19 protein-coding genes and 1 tRNA gene are annotated in these 21,170 nt (G+C 64.8%); 13 read left to right on the top strand and 7 right to left on the bottom strand.

The window, feature by feature from the left end:
- Position 1: 1 nt before the first annotated feature.
- Positions 2-331: a 2Fe-2S iron-sulfur cluster binding domain-containing protein gene (locus ACV959_RS06485; protein WP_475739604.1), complete on the bottom strand. Its 330-nt coding sequence runs from the start codon at positions 329-331 to the stop codon at positions 2-4.
- A 78-nt stretch (positions 332-409) separates the two neighbouring features.
- Between ACV959_RS06485 and ACV959_RS06490 the strand changes: the two genes are divergently transcribed.
- The gene (locus ACV959_RS06490) at positions 410-628 is read left to right on the top strand and encodes a dodecin (RefSeq protein WP_475739081.1); all 219 of its coding nucleotides are present in this window, start codon (positions 410-412) and stop codon (positions 626-628) included.
- Positions 629-677: 49 nt separating this feature from the next.
- On the opposite strand, the gene ACV959_RS06495 is transcribed toward ACV959_RS06490, so the two are convergent.
- The gene (locus tag ACV959_RS06495; protein ID WP_475739082.1) at positions 678-1,067 is read right to left on the bottom strand and encodes a hypothetical protein; all 390 of its coding nucleotides are present in this window, start codon (positions 1,065-1,067) and stop codon (positions 678-680) included.
- Positions 1,068-1,278: 211 nt separating this feature from the next.
- Between ACV959_RS06495 and rplS the strand changes: the two genes are divergently transcribed.
- A complete protein-coding gene (gene rplS / locus ACV959_RS06500; RefSeq protein WP_475739083.1) occupies positions 1,279-1,662 on the top strand; it encodes a 50S ribosomal protein L19 in 384 nt (127 codons plus the stop codon).
- Positions 1,663-1,735: 73 nt separating this feature from the next.
- Here rplS and ACV959_RS06505 read toward each other — a convergent pair whose 3' ends face one another.
- Both ACV959_RS06505 and ACV959_RS06510 read right to left on the bottom strand, forming a co-directional pair.
- Positions 1,736-2,143 (bottom strand): VOC family protein, encoded by a 408-nt coding sequence (locus ACV959_RS06505; protein ID WP_475739084.1) that lies wholly within the window; start codon positions 2,141-2,143, stop codon positions 1,736-1,738.
- On the bottom strand, positions 2,140-3,132 hold the full coding sequence (locus ACV959_RS06510; RefSeq protein ID WP_475739085.1) for a small ribosomal subunit Rsm22 family protein: 993 nt from the start codon (positions 3,130-3,132) through the stop codon (positions 2,140-2,142). The genes ACV959_RS06505 and ACV959_RS06510 overlap by 4 nt, the downstream gene beginning before the upstream one ends.
- A 109-nt stretch (positions 3,133-3,241) precedes the next feature.
- Between ACV959_RS06510 and leuC the strand changes: the two genes are divergently transcribed.
- The 3 genes from leuC to ACV959_RS06525 all read left to right on the top strand — a co-directional run bounded on the left by leuC (position 3,242) and on the right by ACV959_RS06525 (position 5,817).
- Positions 3,242-4,657: a 3-isopropylmalate dehydratase large subunit gene (leuC, locus tag ACV959_RS06515; protein WP_475739086.1), complete on the top strand. Its 1,416-nt coding sequence runs from the start codon at positions 3,242-3,244 to the stop codon at positions 4,655-4,657.
- 297 nt (positions 4,658-4,954) lie between these two features.
- A complete protein-coding gene (locus tag ACV959_RS06520) occupies positions 4,955-5,377 on the top strand; it encodes a metallopeptidase family protein (RefSeq protein WP_475739087.1) in 423 nt (140 codons plus the stop codon).
- Between the two features lie 20 nt (positions 5,378-5,397).
- The gene (locus tag ACV959_RS06525; protein WP_475739088.1) at positions 5,398-5,817 is read left to right on the top strand and encodes a YbaY family lipoprotein; all 420 of its coding nucleotides are present in this window, start codon (positions 5,398-5,400) and stop codon (positions 5,815-5,817) included.
- Positions 5,818-5,822: 5 nt separating this feature from the next.
- Here ACV959_RS06525 and ACV959_RS06530 read toward each other — a convergent pair whose 3' ends face one another.
- Both ACV959_RS06530 and ACV959_RS06535 read right to left on the bottom strand, forming a co-directional pair.
- A complete protein-coding gene (locus ACV959_RS06530; protein WP_475739089.1) occupies positions 5,823-6,941 on the bottom strand; it encodes a FecR family protein in 1,119 nt (372 codons plus the stop codon).
- 130 nt (positions 6,942-7,071) lie between these two features.
- Entirely contained in the window at positions 7,072-7,875 is an 804-nt protein-coding gene (locus ACV959_RS06535; protein WP_475739090.1) for a putative bifunctional diguanylate cyclase/phosphodiesterase, read from the bottom strand.
- 313 nt (positions 7,876-8,188) lie between these two features.
- On the opposite strand from ACV959_RS06535, the gene ACV959_RS06540 reads away from it, so the two are divergent.
- The 5 genes from ACV959_RS06540 to ACV959_RS06560 all read left to right on the top strand — a co-directional run bounded on the left by ACV959_RS06540 (position 8,189) and on the right by ACV959_RS06560 (position 16,664).
- Positions 8,189-9,343: a hybrid sensor histidine kinase/response regulator gene (locus tag ACV959_RS06540; RefSeq protein ID WP_475739091.1), complete on the top strand. Its 1,155-nt coding sequence runs from the start codon at positions 8,189-8,191 to the stop codon at positions 9,341-9,343.
- On the top strand, positions 9,343-10,641 hold the full coding sequence (locus tag ACV959_RS06545; protein ID WP_475739092.1) for a TadE/TadG family type IV pilus assembly protein: 1,299 nt from the start codon (positions 9,343-9,345) through the stop codon (positions 10,639-10,641). The genes ACV959_RS06540 and ACV959_RS06545 overlap by 1 nt, the downstream gene beginning before the upstream one ends.
- 44 nt (positions 10,642-10,685) lie before the next feature.
- Positions 10,686-13,466 carry an ATP-binding protein gene (locus tag ACV959_RS06550; protein WP_475739093.1) on the top strand — a complete coding sequence of 927 codons (2,781 nt, stop codon included), beginning with the start codon at positions 10,686-10,688 and terminating at the stop codon, positions 13,464-13,466.
- 316 nt (positions 13,467-13,782) lie between these two features.
- Complete coding sequence (locus ACV959_RS06555) at positions 13,783-14,430, top strand: sigma-70 family RNA polymerase sigma factor (protein ID WP_475739094.1); 648 nt, start codon at positions 13,783-13,785, stop codon at positions 14,428-14,430.
- Positions 14,431-14,915: 485 nt separating this feature from the next.
- Positions 14,916-16,664, top strand: coding sequence for a TadE/TadG family type IV pilus assembly protein (locus ACV959_RS06560; RefSeq protein WP_475739095.1), 1,749 nt, complete (start codon positions 14,916-14,918; stop codon positions 16,662-16,664).
- Between the two features lie 66 nt (positions 16,665-16,730).
- On the opposite strand, the gene topA is transcribed toward ACV959_RS06560, so the two are convergent.
- The gene (topA, locus tag ACV959_RS06565; RefSeq protein ID WP_475739096.1) at positions 16,731-19,616 is read right to left on the bottom strand and encodes a type I DNA topoisomerase; all 2,886 of its coding nucleotides are present in this window, start codon (positions 19,614-19,616) and stop codon (positions 16,731-16,733) included.
- 108 nt (positions 19,617-19,724) lie between these two features.
- Here topA and ACV959_RS06570 point away from each other — a divergent pair, with 108 nt between their 5' ends.
- From ACV959_RS06570 to ACV959_RS06580, 3 genes are all read left to right on the top strand, one after another.
- Entirely contained in the window at positions 19,725-20,210 is a 486-nt protein-coding gene (locus ACV959_RS06570; protein ID WP_475739097.1) for a cupin domain-containing protein, read from the top strand.
- Between the two features lie 12 nt (positions 20,211-20,222).
- Complete coding sequence (locus ACV959_RS06575; RefSeq protein ID WP_475739098.1) at positions 20,223-20,936, top strand: MgtC/SapB family protein; 714 nt, start codon at positions 20,223-20,225, stop codon at positions 20,934-20,936.
- Between the two features lie 101 nt (positions 20,937-21,037).
- A tRNA-Cys gene (locus ACV959_RS06580) sits at positions 21,038-21,111 on the top strand.
- Positions 21,112-21,170 lie beyond the last annotated feature (59 nt).

Raw genomic sequence — 21,170 nt, forward strand, 5'->3', positions numbered from 1 at the left:
GTCAAGCGCCGCCCGGCTCGCCGGAAAACTTCACCAGAATGTCCTGGTCCCGAACAATGTATTTGCAGGCGAGACGGAATCTCGGCGCCATGTCGTCGACTTCCGCCAGCCGTATCTCCTCCGCGGTGATCTTGCCGAAAGATTTGAGTTGCGCCTTTTCTTTCTCGGTGAGCGCGGAGCCCATCGTCTTGCCGGAGAGGGTCACGACTTCGATCAGGCAAGAGCCGCATTCGCCGTCGCGGCAATCGCGCGGAATCGGAATTTTGTGCGCGTCCGCGACCGATCGGCTATGCGCTACAAAAACATGGCATAGAGCTGAAGAAGTTTTGATGCGCGCGTCGCAAGCTTGGTGACGGACGTCCCCGCCGCGCTAGAATCCACAGGAGCCTGGGCGTAGTGGGAGAAGCAAATGGAAAATTCGGTCTACAAGGTCGTTGAACTCGTCGGCACCTCTCCAGACAGCATCGAGGGCGCGGTCGCTGCTGCGATCCAGCGGGCCGGCGAAACGATACGCCATTTGCAATGGTTCGAGGTCACCGGGATCCGCGGGCGGATCGACAAGGGAAATGTCGAAAAATATCAGGTGACCATCAAGGTTGGTTTCACGCACGACAGGGAAGAGGTTTAGGCGTCAGCGCGGGGGCCTCGAAACGCCGGCCCCCGTTCGGCGAGATTTGTCAGGTCATTTGGCGCCCGCCATTCTCGCCGCCCTTGCCGAACAATGTCCAAAATTGCGCCCCGGCGATGAAAATTTCCTGAGTGTCCGTGAGCGCGCGCTTCGCGTCGTCGGCGGCCATCTCGACGCGCTTCGCGGTCCAATTCCGGAAAAGGGAGACGGTTTCGCCGAGGGATCTCGCCGACGAGAGGCGCGCGGCAAAATCCGCCGCCATTGACGCTTCGCTCTGCGCCCGCTCGAACCATACTCGGTTGGCGTCATAGACTCGCCGCCAGAAATAAGTCTGGGCGTCAGCCAAATTTTCGATCCCGGCGCGTTCCTGCGTCGCGTTTGCCGATCCGGTCGCGGAAATGCCGCCCAGATTTTCCGGGCGTTCTGCCTGCTCAGTCATGGCGTTGTCCCCTATCTGCAATTGTCGCCCGCCCCGACGCTTCATATAGGCCGTCGTTTACGCAAGGGCGCCCCCGGCCTGAGGCTTTCCTCCGCGCCTGCACTCGACAAGTCGCACGCGCTCCTGTAAGGGAAACCGTCCCAACTAAAACAGCGTTCCGAAACGCTCGTCGGCCCAAAGGCTAAAGACGAAACGGATGGAGTTTGCGGTTATGAACATCATCGAACAGCTCGAGGCCGAACAGGCCGCCAAGCTCATCGAAGGCAAGAAGATTCCAGAGTTCCGCCCCGGCGACACGGTCATCGTGAACGTCAAGGTGAAGGAAGGCGACCGCTCCCGCGTTCAGGCCTATGAGGGCGTCGTGATCGCGCGCAACGGCGGCGGCCTCAACGAGAGCTTCACCGTCCGCAAGATTTCCTACGGCGAGGGCGTCGAGCGCGTGTTCCCGCTCCACGGGCCGCTGATCGACTCAATCAAGCTCGTCCGCCGCGGCAAGGTCCGCCGCGCCAAGCTCTATTACCTCCGCGACCGTCGCGGCAAGTCGGCGCGCATCGCCGAGCGCGTGGACCACAAGACGAAGGCCGCGAGCGAGTAATCGCCCGTCTTTCGAGGGTTTTCAGCCGCCCGGCGCCGCGAGGCTCCGGGCGGTTCTGTTTTGCGGCGGCGCCCTATTTGTCCAGCGAGCCGTTCAGAATCCACCGGTGGCCGAAGGGATCCTTCAGGCTCGCGTAGCGGGTGCCCCAGAAGGAGTTGGTGGGCTGGGTCTCGATCTTGGCCCCGAGCTTTGCGGCGCGGGCGCAGACCTCGTCGACCTCCTTCGCTGAATCATATTCGAGGCTGATCGAGACGGTTGCGCTGTCGCCGGGCATGGGCACGCGGGTCTGGCCGAATTCGGGAAAAAAGTCGGCGAGCATCACCGAGCCGCCGTTGATCAGCAATTCGCAGTGCGCGATGCGCAGACCGTCGACGGAAGGCATCAGCGCGCGCTGCTTGGCGTCGAAGGCGCCTGTGTAAAATGCGATCGCCGCAGCGGCGGGGCTGACGGTCAGATAGGGCGCGACCCTCGGTCTAGTCATTCAGCGTCCTCCGGCGGGGCGTCAAGCGCGTCGCCCCAGTCTTTCCTGCGCAGGCTTTCATAGCGAGCCTTGTCGCGCTTTGGCACGAAAATTTCGCGTAGCCCGCGCTTTTCGCAAAGTTTTAGCGCGAGGCCCGCCTTGGAGTGGCGCGGGGCCGAGAGAATGCGCGCGGACGCGCCTTCGCCCCCGCGCGCCGCGACGAGGAAGGAGAATTTCTCGTCCTCAAAGGGCGCGTCCGCCCCCTTGAGCAATTTATGATCCCTCGAGCGCGGAAGCCTGACCGAGAAGCGGCACCAGTCCGGGACCGCCAGCGGGCAGGGCCGGACGTGGGGGCAGGGCGCGAGGATCGCGGCGCCGAGATCGACAAGGCGCGCGCGGACCCGCATCAGCCGTTCGTGGTCGCGCGGCGTGCCGGGTTCGACGACGACGAGCGTACGGCCCGCGCGCCCCCAGAGCGCGGTCGCCACGCTCTCGATGTCGGGATCGGCGATCTCCGTGAGCGCATAGGCTGCGACGACGAGATCGCGCGGCGGTCCCGCGGGCGGCCGGGACAGATCGGCCTGCGTGAAACAGGCGCTCGCGAGGGCCGGGACGTCGGCCGCCGCGGCCAGCGTGCGAGCGAGCGCGAGAAAAGGCCGGCTGCGGTCCAGCAGCTCCGCCTCCGCTATCTCCGGCCAAAGGCGCAGGGCGGCGTAGGCGCCCGCGCCGAGCCCGCACCCCGCGTCGAGGAGGCTTTCAGGCGCGAAATCCGGATGCTCCTGCGACAGCCGGCCGAGCGCGGCGACGACGGCGGCGTAGGTCGCGGGCATCCGCGTCAGCGCATAGGCGAGCGCGTCGTTTTCGTCGCGGATCGCCTCGCTCGACTTTCCTCTCGCGCGGTAGGCGTCCGAGAGGCGACGGGCGCTTTCCGCGAGCGCGGCGCGCGGGCGGCGTTCCAGTTTCGTCGCGATCGCGGCGGCGAGCCCGGCGGGCAGGGCGGGGGCGATCATGTGCGCCTCGCGGCGGGGAGGGGACGCGAACGCTCTTCCATGAGGCTTGCGTTACGGTTAGAAGACCCTCAATTCAAGTGGGCCGCAACCTGCGGCATAGGGAAAGACCATGTCCAATTCGACCGGGCCGCGCACGCTTTACGACAAGATCTGGGATGACCATGTCGTCGACCGTCAGGATGACGGCGCCTGCCTGCTCTATATCGACCGCCATCTGGTCCACGAAGTGACCAGCCCGCAGGCGTTCGAGGGTCTGCGCATGTCTGGCCGGAAGGTCCGCGCGCCCCAAAAGACGCTTGCCGTCGTCGATCACAACGTGCCGACGACCGACCGCTCGCTGCCGATCGAAGACCCCGAAAGCAAGGCGCAGGTCGAGCAGCTTGCGGCCAACGCCAAAGAATTCGGCGTCGAATATTACAATGAACATGACCGCCGGCAAGGCGTCGTCCATATCGTTGGACCCGAGCAGGGATTTACGCTGCCCGGCATGACGATCGTCTGCGGCGACAGCCACACCTCGACGCATGGCGCTTTCGGCGCGCTGGCGCATGGCATCGGCACGTCCGAGGTCGAGCATGTTCTTGCGACCCAGACGCTGATCCAGAAAAAAGCCCAGAACATGCTGGTGCAGGTGGACGGCAAGCTCCGCGACGGCGCCACCGCCAAGGACATTATCCTCGCCATCATCGGCGAGATCGGCACCGCCGGCGGAACCGGCTATGTGATCGAATATGCGGGCGAGGCGATCCGCGATCTGTCGATGGAAGGCCGCATGACGGTCTGCAACATGTCGATCGAAGCCGGCGCCCGCGCCGGCCTTATCGCGCCCGACGAAAAGACCTTCGCCTATATCAAGGATCGCCCGAAGGCGCCCAAGGGCGACGCCTTCGACATGGCGCGTAAATATTGGGAGACGCTCTACACTGACGCGGGCGCCCGGTTTGACAAGGTCGTCAAGCTGGACGCAAGCAAGATCGCCCCGACCGTCACCTGGGGCACCTCGCCCGAAGACGTCGTCGCCATCGACGGGACCGTGCCGACTCCCGATAGCGCCAGGACGCCCCAGAAGCGCGCCGCGATCGAACGCGCGCTGGCCTATATGGGCCTGAAGGGCGGGGAGAAGATGACGGACATCGAGATCGACCGCGTCTTCATCGGCTCCTGCACCAACGGCCGCATCGAGGATTTGCGCGCCGCCGCCAAAATGGTGGAAGGCAAGAAGGTCAACGGGCGCGTCAACGCCATGGTCGTGCCGGGGTCGGGGCTGGTGAAGGCGCAGGCCGAGGCCGAGGGCCTCGACAGGATCTTCAAGGACGCAGGCTTCGAATGGCGCGAGCCTGGCTGTTCGATGTGCCTCGCCATGAATCCGGACCGTCTCGCGCCGGGCGAGCGTTGCGCCTCGACATCGAACCGCAATTTCGAGGGCCGTCAGGGCTTCAAGGGCCGCACCCATCTCGTGTCGCCCGCCATGGCGGCGGCGGCGGCCATCGCCGGGCGCTTCGTTGACATCCGCGACTGGCGGTGAATCCGTTTGGCGCCCGCCTGACGTCGGCTGCGCGTAAATGCGCGTAAACAAGGGGATCCTCGCGATCCCCTTATTTTTTCCCTCACGCGGCTAAGCGAACGCGGTTCCGTCCCGTCGTCTTCGCTTGGCGGAGGCATGCGCCGGCGCATTCGATCATGGCTTCCGGTTCCACGAAACGAGATTATCCGAACCTTATCCGGTTCAGACGGCCCCCGGAGACTTTTGGCGCGACAATTTGTTATGATGCCGCGCGAGTTCGAAAATCAACTTCCCGCAAACCGAATGGCGTCGTCATCCATGGCTGAGACATCGACCGAGTGGGCGCGCCTTCACGCCCCAACGCTGTCCGAAATAGAGGCGCTCGCAGAGGCCGCTTTCGCGGCGCTGCCGGAGAAATTCACGCGCCTGTGCGAGGGCGTCGTGATGCGCGTCGAGGATTTCCCTGACGACGAGACGCTCGACGAGATGGCGTGCGAGACCGAGTTCGACCTTCTCGGCCTCTTTCGCGGGCGCGGTCTCGTCGAGGGGGAGCATTTGGCGGAGACAGGAGCGGAGCCCAATATGGTTTGGCTCTATCGCCGCCCGATTCTCGATCTTTGGGCCGAGGGCGACGATACGCTGGGCGCGATCGTCACCCATGTCCTCGTCCATGAGATTGGCCATCATTTCGGCCTCTCGGACGAGGACATGGAGGAAATCGAGCGCAGCGCCGGCGCTTAGGGCCGCAAGGGACCGTCGACATGGAAATAACATCGTCCATGTGCACTCGCCATTTTCTACTCGTCTGCCTCCTTGCGCAGTCGATCCCCGCCGCCGCCGCGACGGCGCATGTGACAGGCCGCGTCAGCGCGCGCGAGCGGATCGCCCTGCCGCCGGGATATGTCCTGCGGGTCGAACTGCGCGACATCACCCGGCAGGACGCCGCGTCCGAGGAGATCGCCGCCGTCGAGATGCGGCCGAAGCATCAGCTTCCGGTCCGCTATTCGCTCGCCTACGATCCTGGGCGCATTCATCCCGCGCATTTGTATTCGGTTTCCGCGCGCGTTCTTGTCGGGGCCCGGCTGGCCTTCATCAGCACGCGCATCAACGCCGTCATCACGCGCGGCGGATCCAACGCCGCGGATATCGTTGTGCAAGCCGTTCGCCACGCCGCGCGTTGAGATGGTCAGCGGGGGCCCCAGTCGCGAGAGGCGAAGGGGCTCGGTCCGCGCATTGTCGGACCGCCATATGACCCCGGCCCGCGCATGATGGACGGCGCGCGAGGCCCGTCTCCGTAGGCTCCCGAAGGGTAGCGAGGCCGCGGGAAGGGCGGACGATAGATCGGATCCCCATGTCCGACCGGCGGGAAATAAGGGCCGGGGTAGGGCCGTGGCCGCGGCGGATAGAAAGGCGGCGGCGGCGGCGGGTAGTCGTCCACCGGCGCCGGGCGCGCGATGGTTGGATCATAGGGTCGCCAGGGCCGCACGCGGGGCGGCCGCCCCGGCGCTACGGGTTGCGGCGCAAGGCGCGCATAGGATGGACGCGGCCGGAAATCCGCCAGCTGCGAAGGCTCCGCGCGCGCGGCCTGCGCTTTCGGAGCCGCAGTCCGGCCGCGCCCCGGAGGCTGGGCTGCGGCTCGCCTCGGCGCCATTTGCGGCGGCGGGGCGCTCTTCGGCGACTCGATCGCGCCTTGCCGGCGCCGGGGACCCTTCCGTTTCTTGCACGCGTCGTCGAAGCTCCAGTCGGCGGGGCCGACGTCGCGTGTGGTCGTGAAGCCCGCGTCCGTAACGGTGACGAAGGAGCAAGGCTCGCTCAACGTGCGGCAGGCGCCGCCGGCGGGAAGGCAAACCTCGATTGCGCCGTCGTAAAGAACGGCGTCGGTGCGCTCGGGCGTGGCGCGCACCCCGAAAGCCGTGCCGCGCACGCCGATGGAGGCCTTGGGCGTGCGAACTTCGTAGCCCTTGTGGCCGCCCGGCGCGCTGGCGAAGCGAAACACGCCCTTCGCCGCATTGAAAGCGACGGCCGGGGCGCTCGCAAAGACGAAACTGTCGAGCTTCACTTGCGACAGCGGCCCCATCTCCAACTTCGCCCGGTCGTCAAAGACGAATTTGCCGCGGCTCCCGGCGCCCGTCGTCAGCAATTCTTGAAAAAAGACGTCGTCGCCGACTTTCAGCCGCATGTTTCGGTCTCCGGCGACGCCTGCCACCTCCTTCTCGATGGAGACGGCGCTGCCGATTTTCTCCTCGGCGCGGAGCGGCGCGCTCACGACGAGCAGCGCCGAAAGTGAAACCGCCAGACTGCGCATGAGACGCCCCATTGCTGTCGGGTCGGCCCGGCCGGCTAGGAACCGCGGGCCCTCGACGACATGGAGCGATGAATGGAAGCGGCGCGCTGTGCGACGGCGCACAGGAGCGCCGGCCGGCGGCCGGTCGAGATCAGCCCGCCCGGGCGAGAGCGTCCTGAAGCCGCGCCGTCTCGAGCGCCGCCTGTGCGTAAAGGCGCGCCGTGATCGTTTCCGCGTCGACCGGGCGGCTGAAGCGGTATCCCTGCAAGGAATGGACGCCCGCGACTCGTAGAAACTTGTGCTGCTCGGCGGTTTCCACGCCCTCTGCGGTGACATGCATCCCCAGGGCCCGGCCGAGGCTGACGATCGCGTGAACAATGGCCGCCCCCCTGGCGTCGTCCGCCGCGCGCATGACGAAACTGCGGTCGATCTTTAGCTTTTGGAAAGGAAGCGAGACCAGATAGTTCAGGCTCGAATAGCCGGCGCCAAAGTCGTCGAGCGCCAGACTCGCGCCGATGGCCCGCAGCGCGCGCATTTTCTCCCGAGCGTTAATGAGATTGTCGAGGAACAGGCTTTCCGTCAGCTCCAGCTCGAGACGCGACGGCTCGATGTTCGTTTCGGCCAGAATGAAGCCTATGATATCGATGAAATTCGGCTCCGTGAACTGCCGGGGCGACACGTTCACCGCGAGCTTTATCCCCGGCCAGGCGCGGGCGTCGAGGCAGGCCCGCCTCAACACCCACTCGCCCAGCGGCGCGATCAATTCAACGTCTTCGGCAAGCTGGATGAATTTGGGCGGGGGAACGTCGCCGAGGACCGGATGGCGCCAGCGGCAGAGGGCTTCCACTCCCAGCATTTTCTCGCCGGAGACATCCATGATCGGCTGGTAAACGACATTGAGGCAATTTTCATGAATCGCTTGTCTCAAATCGCGCGCAAGGCGTTCGCGAGCCACGGTTTCCTGCCGTCCCTGTTCATGCATGGAATTTTACCGAGAGGATTTGACTTATTTGACAACATCGCGCCATCCGTTTCGTAACGCAACGCTCCCCGAAGGCCGTTGCGTTCGAAGCGTTAGCCGCGCGTAAATCGGGACGCCGCAATTCGATCTGCATTCGACTGAAGCGACAGGAGGCGCCGCCATCGTCAGCTCAAACGAAACAGCAAATAGGCGTTAATGAAATCCAGCGTAGAAATATAACCGGTTCTTAAAATGCTTGGCTGTATCTCTCGCGTCGAGCCACCCGGGCTGCGAGAGGGAGAATGGCGTGTCCCGCGACGCGGCAAATCCATGGACCTTCGTAATCGACGAGGAGACGCGACTGCTCTTTGTCGACGATGATCCGATTCTTGCCGAGTTCGCTAAGGTTCACCTCGCGACGCCCGCGACGAAAGTGGACGTCGCCGCCGACGGCGAGGAGGCGTGGGAGCGCCTTCGCAGCGAGCGCTTCGATCTCGTTCTTCTCGACATCGAAATGCCCCGGCTCGACGGCTTCGACCTTCTCGCGCGGCTGCGCGCCGACGCGCGCTTCGCCGCGGTGCCGGTCGTCATGCTGACGGGCCGGGAGGATATCGCGTCGATCGACCGGGCTTTCCAACTCGGCGCAAATTCCTTCATCACGAAGCCGATCAACTGGCGGCAATTGAGCTATTCGCTACGCTACGTGCTGCGAACGACGCGCATGGAGGCCGAGTTGCTGCGGGAACGCGAGCGATCCCGCGAATTGTTGCGGCTCACGACGAGTCTTCTGTCGCTCATTCGTATCGAGGCGCGAACGCCGTTGAGCGCGATCATCGGCTTTTGCGACTGCATCACCGAACAGATCGACGGGCCGGTGCCGCCGAACTATCTGAAATATGGCGAACAGATTCAATCGGCCGCGCGTCAGCTTCAGGACAATTTCCTGGACCTCATCCAATACGCGCAACTCGCCTCCGGGGCTGCGACGCTGGCGAGGGACGAATATTCGGCCGCGAAGCTTCTCGACGCCGCGATCTCCGGTCTCGGTCGCGAGGTCACGGAGCGCGCCGCCATCCGCGTCGTCAAGCCCGAACGGAGTTTCGAACTTTCCTGCGATCTCATGTGGCTCGCGCGCGCGCTGCGCCATCTCATCGAGGTCGCGTCGAATGGCGCGACAAGCGTCGAGCTTTCGATCTCCTTGACGCCGGAGGGCGGGGCGAGGGCGACGATCGTCGCAGCGCCGGCGCCCGATGCGGTCGGCGCGCGGCAGGCCGCCTCTCCTGAAAACGTCCGTCATGAAATGGGCGTCGGCGTGGCCTTCGCGAAATGCGTGATCGAACTTCATGGCGGCGCGTTGATCGTCGTCGATGGGAAGGACGGGTCCGAGACGATGGAGATCGTTTTTCCGCCGTCGCTCGTTGTTTCCGCCAAGGATCGCCGGCGCGGGAATGAGGCCGCATGATGAGCGTCTTCCACGTTTTTGGCGCCATCGCCGTCACGCTTCGCGAATTGTCCGGCTCGCCCGGAGGATTGGCGTACGACCGGCGCGGCAGCATCGCGATCTTTTTTTCCCTCTCGATCCTGCCGCTCATAGCGGTGGCCGGCGCGGGATACGATCTGCTCGCGATCAGCACGCTGAAAGGCCAGCTTCAGGCGGCGGCCGACGCCGGCGCGCTGCGCGTCGCGCGCGAACTGCGCCTCGCGCGCCGGGGCGGCTATGATCCGACTCCCATCGCCCGCAACGCGGCGCAGGCGGCATTATCGCGCTCCGCGCAGCCGCTCTCTTCTCTGAACGTCGCAGCGGCGTTGATCGACAACAGCAGCGCGGTGCAGGTCAAGGTCGACGCGGTCTATAACCCGCGCGTTCTGCGCGTGGTCTACAGGGAGCCGGTGAAGCTCGCCGCCAAGGCCACCGCGCGCACCAATGGCTTTCCGATCTGCGCGCTGGGTCTCGCGCAAGAGACGTCGGACAACGCAACGGTTTATCTCGAAGCCTCGGCGCGCGTAACCGCCCAGTTTTGCGCCGTGCATTCCAACGCAAAGTCGCCCGTCGGCATCACCGCGATGAACAATTCGAAGCTGACGGCCGGTCAGATTTGCTCGGCGGGCGGGACACACGGCCCGAAAGCGAATTTTCAGCCGGGACCGATCAACGACTGCCCTGTCTTGCCGGATCCGCTCGCCTCGCGTTCGCCGCCGCCCGTCGGCGCCTGCGCGCACAACGACGAAGTCGTCGATGGCGGCACGGTGACGCTGACGCCCGGAACCTATTGCGGCGGACTCAAGGTCGGCAGCGGCGCAATCGTCACGTTGTCGCCTGGCGAGTATGTCATCAAGGACGGACCGCTCGTCGTGGAGAAAAACGCGACGCTGATCGCGCAAAGCGCGGGCGTCTATCTCACGGGCTCGAACGCCACCGTTCGGTTCGCCGCCGAGTCGACGATCAAGATGACGGCGCCAGTCACAGGACCGCTCGCGGGACTATTGTTCTTCGAGGATCGCGCAGCCCCGAAAGAGCGCGGCCACAAGTTTACGAGCGACAATGCGCCGGTTCTTCTCGGGACGATTTATCTTCCGCAGGGCGTTCTGGTCATTGACGCCAACAGGCCGATCGCGCAGCAGTCCGCCTTCACGATCGTCGTCGCGCGCAAGCTCAAGCTCATGGCGGGTCCGGATCTGGTCCTCAACTCGGATTACGGCGCGACGAGCGTGCCCGTGCCCGGCGGCCTGAACCCCGGCGTTTCCTATCTGACGCAATAGCGTCGCCGCGCGGCGGGCGGCCGCGTCCTGCTGTGGCGCAGTTCATGACATTTGAGTCTCCATCCCCGCGTCTTTCCACGAACCGAACGCCGAGGCGTTCGATCGCCCGGAAGCTCGCCCTGCTCGTAACGATCGCCGTCGCAACGTCTGCGATGACGATGTCCGGCGTGTTCATTTGGCAGGAAATCAATCGTTACGCCGAGGCGAAATCGCGATCGCTCTTCGCCTCCGCGCAGGTCTTCGCCTCCGCGACCGCGCGCGCCGCCGCGACGGGAAACCAGTCCGGAGCCTATCAGGCGATCAAGGCCATCGCGCATATTCCCGGTTTCCTCTACGCGCGGGTCGACGCGCGCGGGCGCACGCTCGCGGCGATCGGCGGCGCGACCCAGCTCGATGGCGATCTGCGTCTAAGGGACGGCGCGGCCGCGTCGATTTCGCCGCTCGCGCTGTTGTCCAGCCACAGTATCGAGGTCTCGGCGCCCATCATCGACGGCGGCGTCGCTGTCGGGCGTCTGACGCTGGTTGCCGACGTCAGCGATCTTGCCGACAGCCTTTATGCGTCGCTGCGCGGGGCCGCCGTCGGCGCGGCGGCTGCGCTCGCGATCGGCCTTCTCGTCGCGAGCCAGCTTCAGAAAGGATTCACGCGTCCCTTGCGCGAATTCAGCGAAGCGATCTGGCGCATCCGCCGCAATCACGATTACGCGGAGCGCGTGACGGCGAAAAGCGACGACGAGGTCGGACTCCTGATCGAAGGCTTCAACGGGATGCTCGAGGAGCTGAACGAGCGCGACAAGAGCCTCGCCGAGCACAGGCGAAACCTCGAAAAGGAGGTCAGCGACCGCACGCGCGATCTGCGCGTCGCCAAGGACGCGGCGGAACAGGCGGCCGCCGCGAAATCGGACTTCCTCGCGACGATGAGCCATGAAATCCGCACGCCGATGAACGGCGTCATGGTGATGGCGGAGCTGCTCGCGGCGTCGGATATTCCCGAGCGCCAGCGCCGCTATGCGGAAGTCATCGTCAAATCGGGCCAGAGCCTTCTCGCGATCATCAACGACGTCCTGGATTTTTCGAAGATCGAATCGGGCAAACTCCAGCTCGAGCGCGTCGCGCTCGATCCCGCCGAGATCGCGGAGGACGTCACGAGTCTCTTCGGCGAGCGGGCCCGCGAGAAGGGCCTCGATCTCGTGTCCTATGTCTCGCCGGCGACGCCGCGCCTCGTGACGGGCGATCCGGTTCGCCTCAATCAGGTCATCGGCAATCTCGTCAACAATGCGTTGAAATTCACCGAGACGGGCTCCGTGATTTTGAAGGTCGCGCCCGATCCGAAAGACGCGGCGCGCATTCGCTTCGCCGTGACCGATACGGGTATCGGCATTCGGGCCCACAAGCTCAAGGAAATTTTCGGCGCCTTCTCGCAGGCGGACGCGTCGACGTCGCGGCGTTTCGGCGGCACGGGGCTCGGTCTTGCGATCAGCAAGCGGCTGATCGAAGCCATGGAGGGCGAGCTCGACGTGAAGAGCGTCTACGGACGCGGCTCGACCTTCTCGTTTTCGATTCCCGTCGGCGCGAGCGAAGCGGCGGGCCGCTGGCCGCGCGCACGGAACGTCGGAGCGACCGCCGTCGTCGCCGTGGATGGAGAGGCGACGCGGGCGACGCTGCTCCGTTATCTGACCGAGGCTGGCTATGCCGCCGCCGCCGAGCAGGAAGGCAGGCCCATCGCCGCTGACATCGTCGTGGCCGACCCCCAGCGGCTCGATCGGGTGCGGCGTTCGGAGGGCGGATATCTGCTCTGCCTCGCGACGTTCGGCGATCCAACGGCGCATCAGATGGTGCAACAGGGCCGGGCGGACGCAACGCTGTCGCGGCCCTTGCGCCGCTCCGAAATCGTCAGCCTGCTGGGCCGCATCGGCGTGGGGCGCAAGCTCGTCGACGCGACCGAAAAGCGCGTCGCCGCCTTGCAGGAGACGACCCGGCGCGAAGGGCTGCGCGTGCTCGTCGCGGACGATCAGGCGATCAATCGGGAGGTCGCGATCGAGTCGCTGCGCCAGCTCGGCGCCTTGGTGACGACAGCGCAAAACGGCCTCGAGGCTGTCGTGGCCATCGAATCCGGGAAGTTCGACGTCGTGCTGATGGACGTGAGCATGCCCGAGGTCGACGGCTTCGAGGCGACCCGCCGGATCCGCAAGTGGGAGAAGGCGAACCGACATGCCCGCACGCCAATCGTCGCGGTCACCGCGCATGTCGTCGGCAGCGCCGCCGATGCGTGGCGCGACGCCGGAATGGACGCCGTTCTTCACAAGCCTTACACGGTGCGTTCATTGTCGGATTGCCTTGCGGCCGTGGCGCCTGCGACCATCGTCGCGCCCGCCCCGTATGCGGCGCCCGCGTCTCGCGAGTCGGGTCCGTCGAAATTCGCCGGCGCGCCTGTGCTGAATGAAGACAAGCTGCGCCAGATGAATTTGCTCGGGGGAGTCGGCCCGTCCGAGTTTCTCCACCGGATTTTCGGTCTCTACCTGAAGCACGGGCCGGCCTCGATTGCGGACATGCGCCGGGCGATGGCGGATGGCGACAAGGGCGCCGTGGGACGCGCCGCCCATGCGCTGAAATCCATGAGCCTGAATCTCGGCGCCGATCGCGTGAGCGCGCTGGCCGAGGAGATCGAGCGCCGCGCGGCTCTGGGCGAATCCGGGATCGGGGAACAGGATGTCGACGCTCTGGACGACGCAATGCAACAAACCTGCGCGCGCATCCACGCGCTAACGGACGGATCGAAGATCGGGGCCGCCCAAGCGGATGCCCCGCCGGTCGCGCGACGGTCCTAGCGCGTCGGTCCGGAGCGCAGCCGATTTTTTTCAGTCGGACGACATGTCGCAGTGCAATGGGGCAAGCGTCGCCTCCGTGCGGCGCGCGCCTTTCCTTCCGGCGCGCGCCGCGCTGAAAATCGAAGGTCAGCCAAGTCGATAGACTTATCGAGAGGCGGCGTCCGCGGAGACGCCCCGCGAGCGATCACCAGGAATTAAAAGTAAAGCTGCAGCTTGCATAAGTATTTTTCCCAATAGCTAAGCCGATCCATTTTGTTACGAAACATCAGGCCTCTCTCTTGCACACCTGAAGGTTGTGTCAACGAGGCAAAAGAAGATGGAACAGCGCTTGAACAACAGTAGCTTGGCCGTATTGAAGGCCGACGTGATCTCGGCAATACCAACCCTTCGGGCATTTGCGCGGGCCCTGTGCTGGAATGTCGACCGCGCAGACGATCTTGTTCAGGAAACCTTGACCAGAGCTTTGGAGAACCTCGATTCCTTTGATCGCGGAACCAACCTCAAGGCTTGGCTGCGAACGATTTTGAGAAATACTTATTATAGCGAGCAGCGGAAGCGCCGCCGCGAACTGCCGGACCCGGACGGGATCGCCGCCGCCCAACTTATTTCGGCGCCGGATCAGGACGGCCGGCTGGACTTCCAGGATTTTCTCGCTGCGCTGCAACTGCTGCCGTCGCAGCAGCGCGAGGCCGTTATCCTCATCGGCGCGGAGGGAATGACCTATGACGAGGCGGCGCAGATCTGCGGCTGCAGCATTGGGACGATCAAAAGCCGGCTGAGCCGTGGACGGGAACGGCTGTCGAGCCTGCTCGGGGAGACCGGGACCGAACCTGTCAGCGGCGTCGAACCCCTGCGCTGCAGCGCCACGGACCGGAGCAGGGGGCGGATGCGCCCGACCGCCCTTGAGGCGATCTCGCCCCGGATTTCCCGGCCCACTGTCGAAAAGGAACGCGCCTGCGCCTGACAAAGGCGCTGGCGCCTCCGGTTGATCGTTCTACGCTTCCCCGGTTCGGCGCATTTTCGACGCGGCCGGGTTGAGCGTTCAGGATTTGGCGCGCGAATGCGGCAGGGATGAGCCCTGTCGGCGTCGTCGATCGCCTGCCGAACGCGATGTGAATCGCTTCCCTTCCAACGCCAGCGCCGTCGAGACGGCGGCTTTCGGCCTCGCGCGGTCCGGGCGGGCTCGGGGCGGCGCGTCCCTGCAATTTCTTGACTTTTGAAAAACTGGCGCAATTTGCCGGATTTTTGTTCCGGCTTTTCAAAGAAACGCCGCCTGTCGCCGGCGCCCTTCCTACAGGATTTCGACCATCGGTTAAGGTTTACTGCGGTTAACCGAGATCCCGAGATCTCGACAACTTAATCAGAAAGGAGAGTGGAACCATCTTGCGCGAGAAAGAGGGGGCTCCCGGCCCCTGGGAGCATCGACGGCCAGCGTTTCAGGAGATTGCAATGAAGCGGGCGAAAAAAAGATTTTACGCCACAGCATTCGTGAGGAACGAAAGCGGCAACGCCGCCATGATTTTTGGCCTCAGCTTCGTTCCGGTGATGTTCATGCTGGGGGCCGCCGCCGATTATGCGCGCCTGACCACGACGCGCGCGGAATTGCAGCAGGCTGTGGACAGCGCTGCTCTCGCCGTCGCGTCAAAAATGAAGAGCACGACAACCAATGCGGAAGCCCAGAAGCAGATTCAGGTTCTAGTCGCCTCGCGCCCCAAGCTTGCCGGCGCGACGGTGAGCAATGTCACGATTAGCGCCGACGCGCGGACGCTTTGCGCCGATGCGACGGCGCCGGTCGACAGCATCTTCATGAAAGTTGCGCATCTGGACAAAATGTTCGCCTCCGCGAAAGTCTGCGCTGATCTTGCAGGCGGCGTGAGCCCCGATACGACCTACGAGATCGCGCTGGTGCTCGATAATTCCGGCTCGATGTCGTCGAGCGCCGGCGGCAAAAGCAAGATGCAGGCGCTGCGCGACGCGGCGACGAGCTTCGCCAACACCATGTTCTCGAAGGTGGCGTCAGGCAATCTGAAGATGTCGATCGTCCCGTTCAACGCGATGGTCAGGGCGGTCGATCCATCGGTGGCCGCCAACCGCACCGCGTCCTGGATCGACACGCAAGGCGACTCCTCCCAGCATTGGGTCGTCTTCGGGGGCAAGGCGGCTGCGAACGCGGCGGGTTTTACGAACCGCTTCGATATTTTCAACAAGCTGAAAGCCAGACGCTCGGCGTGGGACTGGAACGGCTGCTTCGAGTCGTTGCCCTATCCGATGAATGTCAACGACACCGCGCCCACCGCGAGCAATCCGGACACGCTTTTCGTGCCTTACCTCTCTCCCGATGAACCGGACGGCTATTATAGAAAGTCGGACGGCAGCTATTTCGGTTCGAGCAGCGGGTCCAATACGTTCAGCTATCCGAACAGCTATCTGAACAGTGACAACCCTGGCGGAGGCTGCACGGGCGCGAGCGGCCAGTGGGACAGGCTGAACAAGGTCTGCAAATACAATATTTCCGGCACCGCCTCGATCAACACGAGCGTTCTCGGGCCGGACGGATATTGCACGGGCAATGCCAATCAGACCCTGATGCGGCTTTCCTCCAACAAGGCCACCGTCGTCAACAAGATCAGTAATCTGGTCGAAGGCGGCAACACCAACATCCACGACGGAACCATGTGGGGATGGCGCACGATTTCGCCGAATCCGCCCTTCGCCGACGGCGCTCCCTATAACGCCGAGAAAAATCGAAAGATCATGATCATTATGTCGGACGGCGAGAATTTCTGGGCGTCGAGCCCTTACACCGCCGGCGGTTCGACTTATCAGGCGGCCGGATATTACAGCTACAATGGCGCGGCGAACCAGCGGCTGCCTGACGGTTCCGTCGGCGGCGTCAATCATCAGGACACGCTCAAGGCGGCGGCGCCAAACAACGCGACCGATTTCCAGAGTCTGTCCCGCAGCGCGCAGGACGAACTGACGAAACAGGCTTGCGCCAACGCCAAAACGGCTGGCGTCGAGATCTTCACCATCGGCTTCTCGACGCCGGGCGATCCGATCGACGCGCAAGGTCTCGCCTTGCTGAAGGGCTGCGCGACCAACGACGATCACTATTTCAAGGCGGAGGACGCCGCTCAGCTCAACGCGGCATTCTCGCAAATCGGCATCGGTCTTGGAAAGCTGCGCCTGTCCCTGTGACGCGCAACAGAACTGGCGCTTCGCCCCGCTTCTTGGCCAGGGCGCTGCGCGCGACGGAAAAGCCGCCTATTTCGAGGCGGCTTTTTTCGTGGCCGGCTTTTTCGTCGCGGCTTTCTTCGCCGGCGCCTTTTTCGTCGCGGTGGTCTTCTTCACCGGCGTCGCGTCCTCGAAGGGCGCTTCGTCGCTGTCCTCGATGACCTTCTTCGACTTGGCGGGCGCTTTCTTCGCGGGGGCTTTCTTCTTCGGCGGGCCGCCCTTGGCGTCAATCAGCTTAATGGCCTCGTCGAGCGTCACGTCTTCCGCCGACATGCTCTTGGGCAGCGTCGCGTTGATCTTGCCGAGATTGACGTAGGGGCCGAAGCGGCCCGCGCGCACGGTGATGGCGCCGCCGTCCGGATGTTCTCCGAGCACGCGCCCGCCCGTCGCGCCGCCGGCCGCCCCCTTGGCGGCGATCATCGCCAGCGCCTGTTCGAGCGTCAGCGTCGCGGGGTCGACGTCCTTGGGGATGGTCGCGTTGACCTTCTTCCAGTTGACATAGGGCCCGAAGCGCCCGGCTTTCACGGTGACGGCGCCGCCCTCGGGATGGTCGCCGAGCGTCCGGCCGGGTTCGGACGCGCGTCCGAAACGTGAGCCGCCGCCGCCTGATTCCTTCTGCACGATGAGGTCGATCGCGCGATTGGCGCCGATCGTCAGCACGTCGTCGTCGCGTCCCACATTGGCGTAGGTCTTGCCGTGCTGCACATATGGCCCGAAGCGGCCGATATTGACGATGATCGGTTCGCCGGTCGTCGGATGTTTGGCGACCTCGCGCGGCAGCGAGAGCAGGCCGATCGCCTGCTGAAGCGTGAGGTCGTCCGGCTTGATGGTCTTGGGCACGGAGGCGCGCTTGGGCTTCTCGGCCCCTTCCTCCTGCTCGCCCTCCTGCACATAGGCGCCGAAACGGCCATCGCGCAGCGTGACTTCGGCGCCGGTCTCCGGATTGACGCCGAGGACCTTGACGCCGGGCCGCGCGCTTTCCGCCGCGTCGCCCGTGGGCGGCGACAATGTGCGCGTGTAGCGGCATTCCGGATAATTCGAGCAGCCGATGAAGGCGCCGAATTTGCCGACCTTCAGGGAAAGCTGGCCGCTGTTGCAGGCCGGGCAGAGGCGGGGATCGGAGCCGTCTTCCTTCGCCGGAAAGATATGCGGCCCCAGAAGCTCGTTGAGACTGTCGAGCACCTGCGTCGTGCGCAGATCCTTGGTCTCGTTCACGGCCGCGGAGAAATCCTTCCAGAAGTCGCGCAGCACCTGTTTCCAGTCGATCTCGTTATTTGAAATGCGATCGAGCTGCTCCTCGAGGTCGGCGGTGAAGTCGAACTCGACATAGCGCGAGAAGAAGCTTTCGAGAAAGGCGACGACGAGGCGTCCCTTGTCCTCCGGCACGAGACGCTTCTTGTCGAGCCGGACATAGTCGCGGTCGCGCAGCGTTGCGAGCGTAGACGCGTAGGTGGAGGGGCGCCCGATGCCGAGTTCCTCCATTCGCTTCACCAGAGTCGCTTCCGTGTAGCGCGGCGGCGGCTCAGTGAAATGCTGCGTCGCCTCGATCTTTTCGCGCGAACAGGGCTCGCCCTCTTTCATCGGCGGCAGGCGGCCGCTGTCCTCGTCTTGTTCGTCGTCGCGGCCTTCCTGATAAAGTTCGAGAAAACCGGGGAAGCGCACGACCTGGCCGGTGGCGCGCAGGTCGAGCGTGCGGGGACCGGCCTTGGCCTCGATATCGACCGTGGTGCGCTCGAGTTCGGCGGACTCCATCTGGCTCGCGATGGTGCGCGTCCAGATCAGCTCGTAGAGCCTGGCCTGCTCGGGCTCCAGATATTTCGCCATCTCCTTGGGCAGCCGCGCGGCGTCCGTCGGGCGGATCGCCTCGTGCGCCTCCTGCGCGTTCTTGGCCTTGGCGGTGTATTTGCGCGGCGCCGAAGGCACGAAACGGTCGCCATATTCCTTGGCGATCACCTTTCGGACGCTGGCGACGGCCTCGGGCGCCATGTCGACGCCGTCCGTTCGCATATAGGTAATGAGGCCCGCCGTCTCGCCGCCGATGTCGACGCCCTCATAGAGACGCTGCGCGATGCGCATGGTGACCGCTGGCGCGAGACCGAGCTTGCGCGAGGCTTCCTGTTGCAGAGTCGAGGTCGTGAAAGGCGCATAAGGGTGGCGCTTGACCGGCTTGGCCTCCACCGAACGGACGGTGAAGGTCGCGGCGTCGAGCGCCTTCTTGAAGCCCTCGGCCTCCGCGCCGGCGCCGATGTCGAGGCGCTGGATCTTCTTGCCGTCGGCGCCGACCAGCCGCGCCGTGAAGGGCTCGCCCGCCTTCGTCTTCAGATGCGCGACGATCGACCAATATTCGCGCGGGACGAACTTCTCGATCTCCAGCTCGCGGTCGCAGACGAGCCGCAGCGCGACCGATTGCACCCGCCCGGCGGAGCGTGCGCCGGGGAGCTTGCGCCACAGAACGGGCGACAGGGTGAAGCCAACGAGATAGTCGAGCGCGCGGCGGGCGAGATAGGCGTCGACCAGCGCCTGGTCGATCTCGCGGGGATGCGCCATCGCCTCCTTGATCGCGTCCTTGGTGACGGCGTTGAAGACGACGCGCTCGATCTTCTTGTCCTTGAGAACGCGCTTCTTGTTGAGGATGTCGAGCAGATGCCAGGAGATGGCCTCGCCCTCGCGATCCGGGTCGGTCGCGAGGATGACCTTGTCGGCCCCCTTGACCGCGTCCGCGATGGCCGAGACGCGCTTGGCCCCCTTGGCGTCCATCTCCCAGACCATGGCGAAATCCGCCTCGGGATCCACCGAGCCGTCCTTGGGAGGAAGGTCGCGTACGTGCCCATAGCAGGCGATCACATTGAAATCGCGGCCTAAATATTTGTTGATAGTCTGCGCCTTGGCCGCCGATTCGACGATTACGACATTCATTCCTGACGATCCCGAAGGGCGCCTGCCCGGCGCATGGGGCGCGAAGATGGTCAAAAGGAGCGGCGCCTGTCAAATTGGCGTCGGATCCGGGGGGAGGGAGAGACGGACGTGACCGGCGAGGATCGCAACCGATCGAGTGCAATAGACGCCGCTTCTGCTCCGCCCAGAAGCCGTCCGTCGAACTATCCCGAGCCCTTCGCCGCCCGCGTCGCCGGCCGAGAGAAGCGCCCGCTGGGGGACATTTTCGGCCTGACGAACTTCGGCGTGAACCTCACGCGGCTCGCCCCGGGCGCCCAGTCGGCGCTGCTGCATCGCCACAGCCGGCAGGACGAGTTCGTTTATGTCCTCGAAGGCGCGCCCACCCTCGTCACCGAGGCCGGCGAAACGCCGCTCGCGTCCGGCATGTGCGCCGGTTTCCCGGCCGGGGGCCTCGCCCATTGCCTCGTCAACAGAACCGACACGGACGTCGTCTATCTCGAAATTGGCGACCGGACGCCGGGGGATAGCGGGGAATATCCCGCCGATGACCTCGAGGCGCGCCTCGACCCTGAGGGCCGGTGGCGGTTTTTCCACAAGGACGGCCGTCCTTACTGACGCGGGAAAGTCATGGCGGGCGTAATCAGCTTCAACGGCGTCGAGTTTCTCAACACTTTCATTTCTCTCCTCGTCGCGATCGTGCTGGGCACGCTCATCGGCGCGGAGCGGCAATACCGGCAGCGCAATGCGGGATTGCGCACCAACGCGCTGGTCGCGCTCGGCGCCGCAGCCTTCGTCGATCTCGGGATGCGATTGACGGGCGACGAGGGCGCGACCCGGGTGCTCGCCTATGTAGCTTCGGGCGTCGGCTTTCTCGGCGCGGGCGTCATTCTGAAGGAGGGAATGAACATCCGCGGCCTGAACACGGCGGCGACCATCTGGTGCTCGGCCGCGACGGGCGCCTTCGCGGGAGCGGACCATCCGGCCGAGGCCGTGCTCATGTGCGCTTTCGTCCTCGCCGGCAACACCTTTTTGCGGCCGCTCGTCAATCTCATCGAGCGCGCGCCGATCGACGAGAGCCGGACCGAATCCATCTTCGAGATTCGCGTGACTACGGACGCCGCCAGCCGCGACGCCCTGCGCGACCTCATCGAGGAGCGGCTCGAGGAGGCGAAATATCCGGCCAGGGAGGTGCGCGAGCTGGAGCGGGAAGATGGCGTCGAGATCGTCGCCACATTGGCCGCGACCAGCGTCGACGCCGAGGAGCTCGACGCGATCCTCGAATCGCTGGGCAGGCTGAAAAACGTCGCTCACGCCACATGGTCGGCCCGCAATTCGGATTGAGCGGAGCCCGGGCCGAGGTTTCGCGACGGCGCTCTTGCCGATGAAGGCGCCCTCCTGTAAGAGCACGCGCAGGCGAAGCGCGTCGCGCCCATCGCTCGGACGGCCTCGTGGCGGAGTGGCTACGCAGAGGACTGCAAATCCTTGTACGGGGGTTCGATTCCCTCCGAGGCCTCCATCACTCGCCGCGACGCCTTGAACGCTGGAACTGGCGAGCTTTTACACGGCGCACCGGCG

This window comes from Methylocystis sp. Se48 (assembly GCF_056269425.1).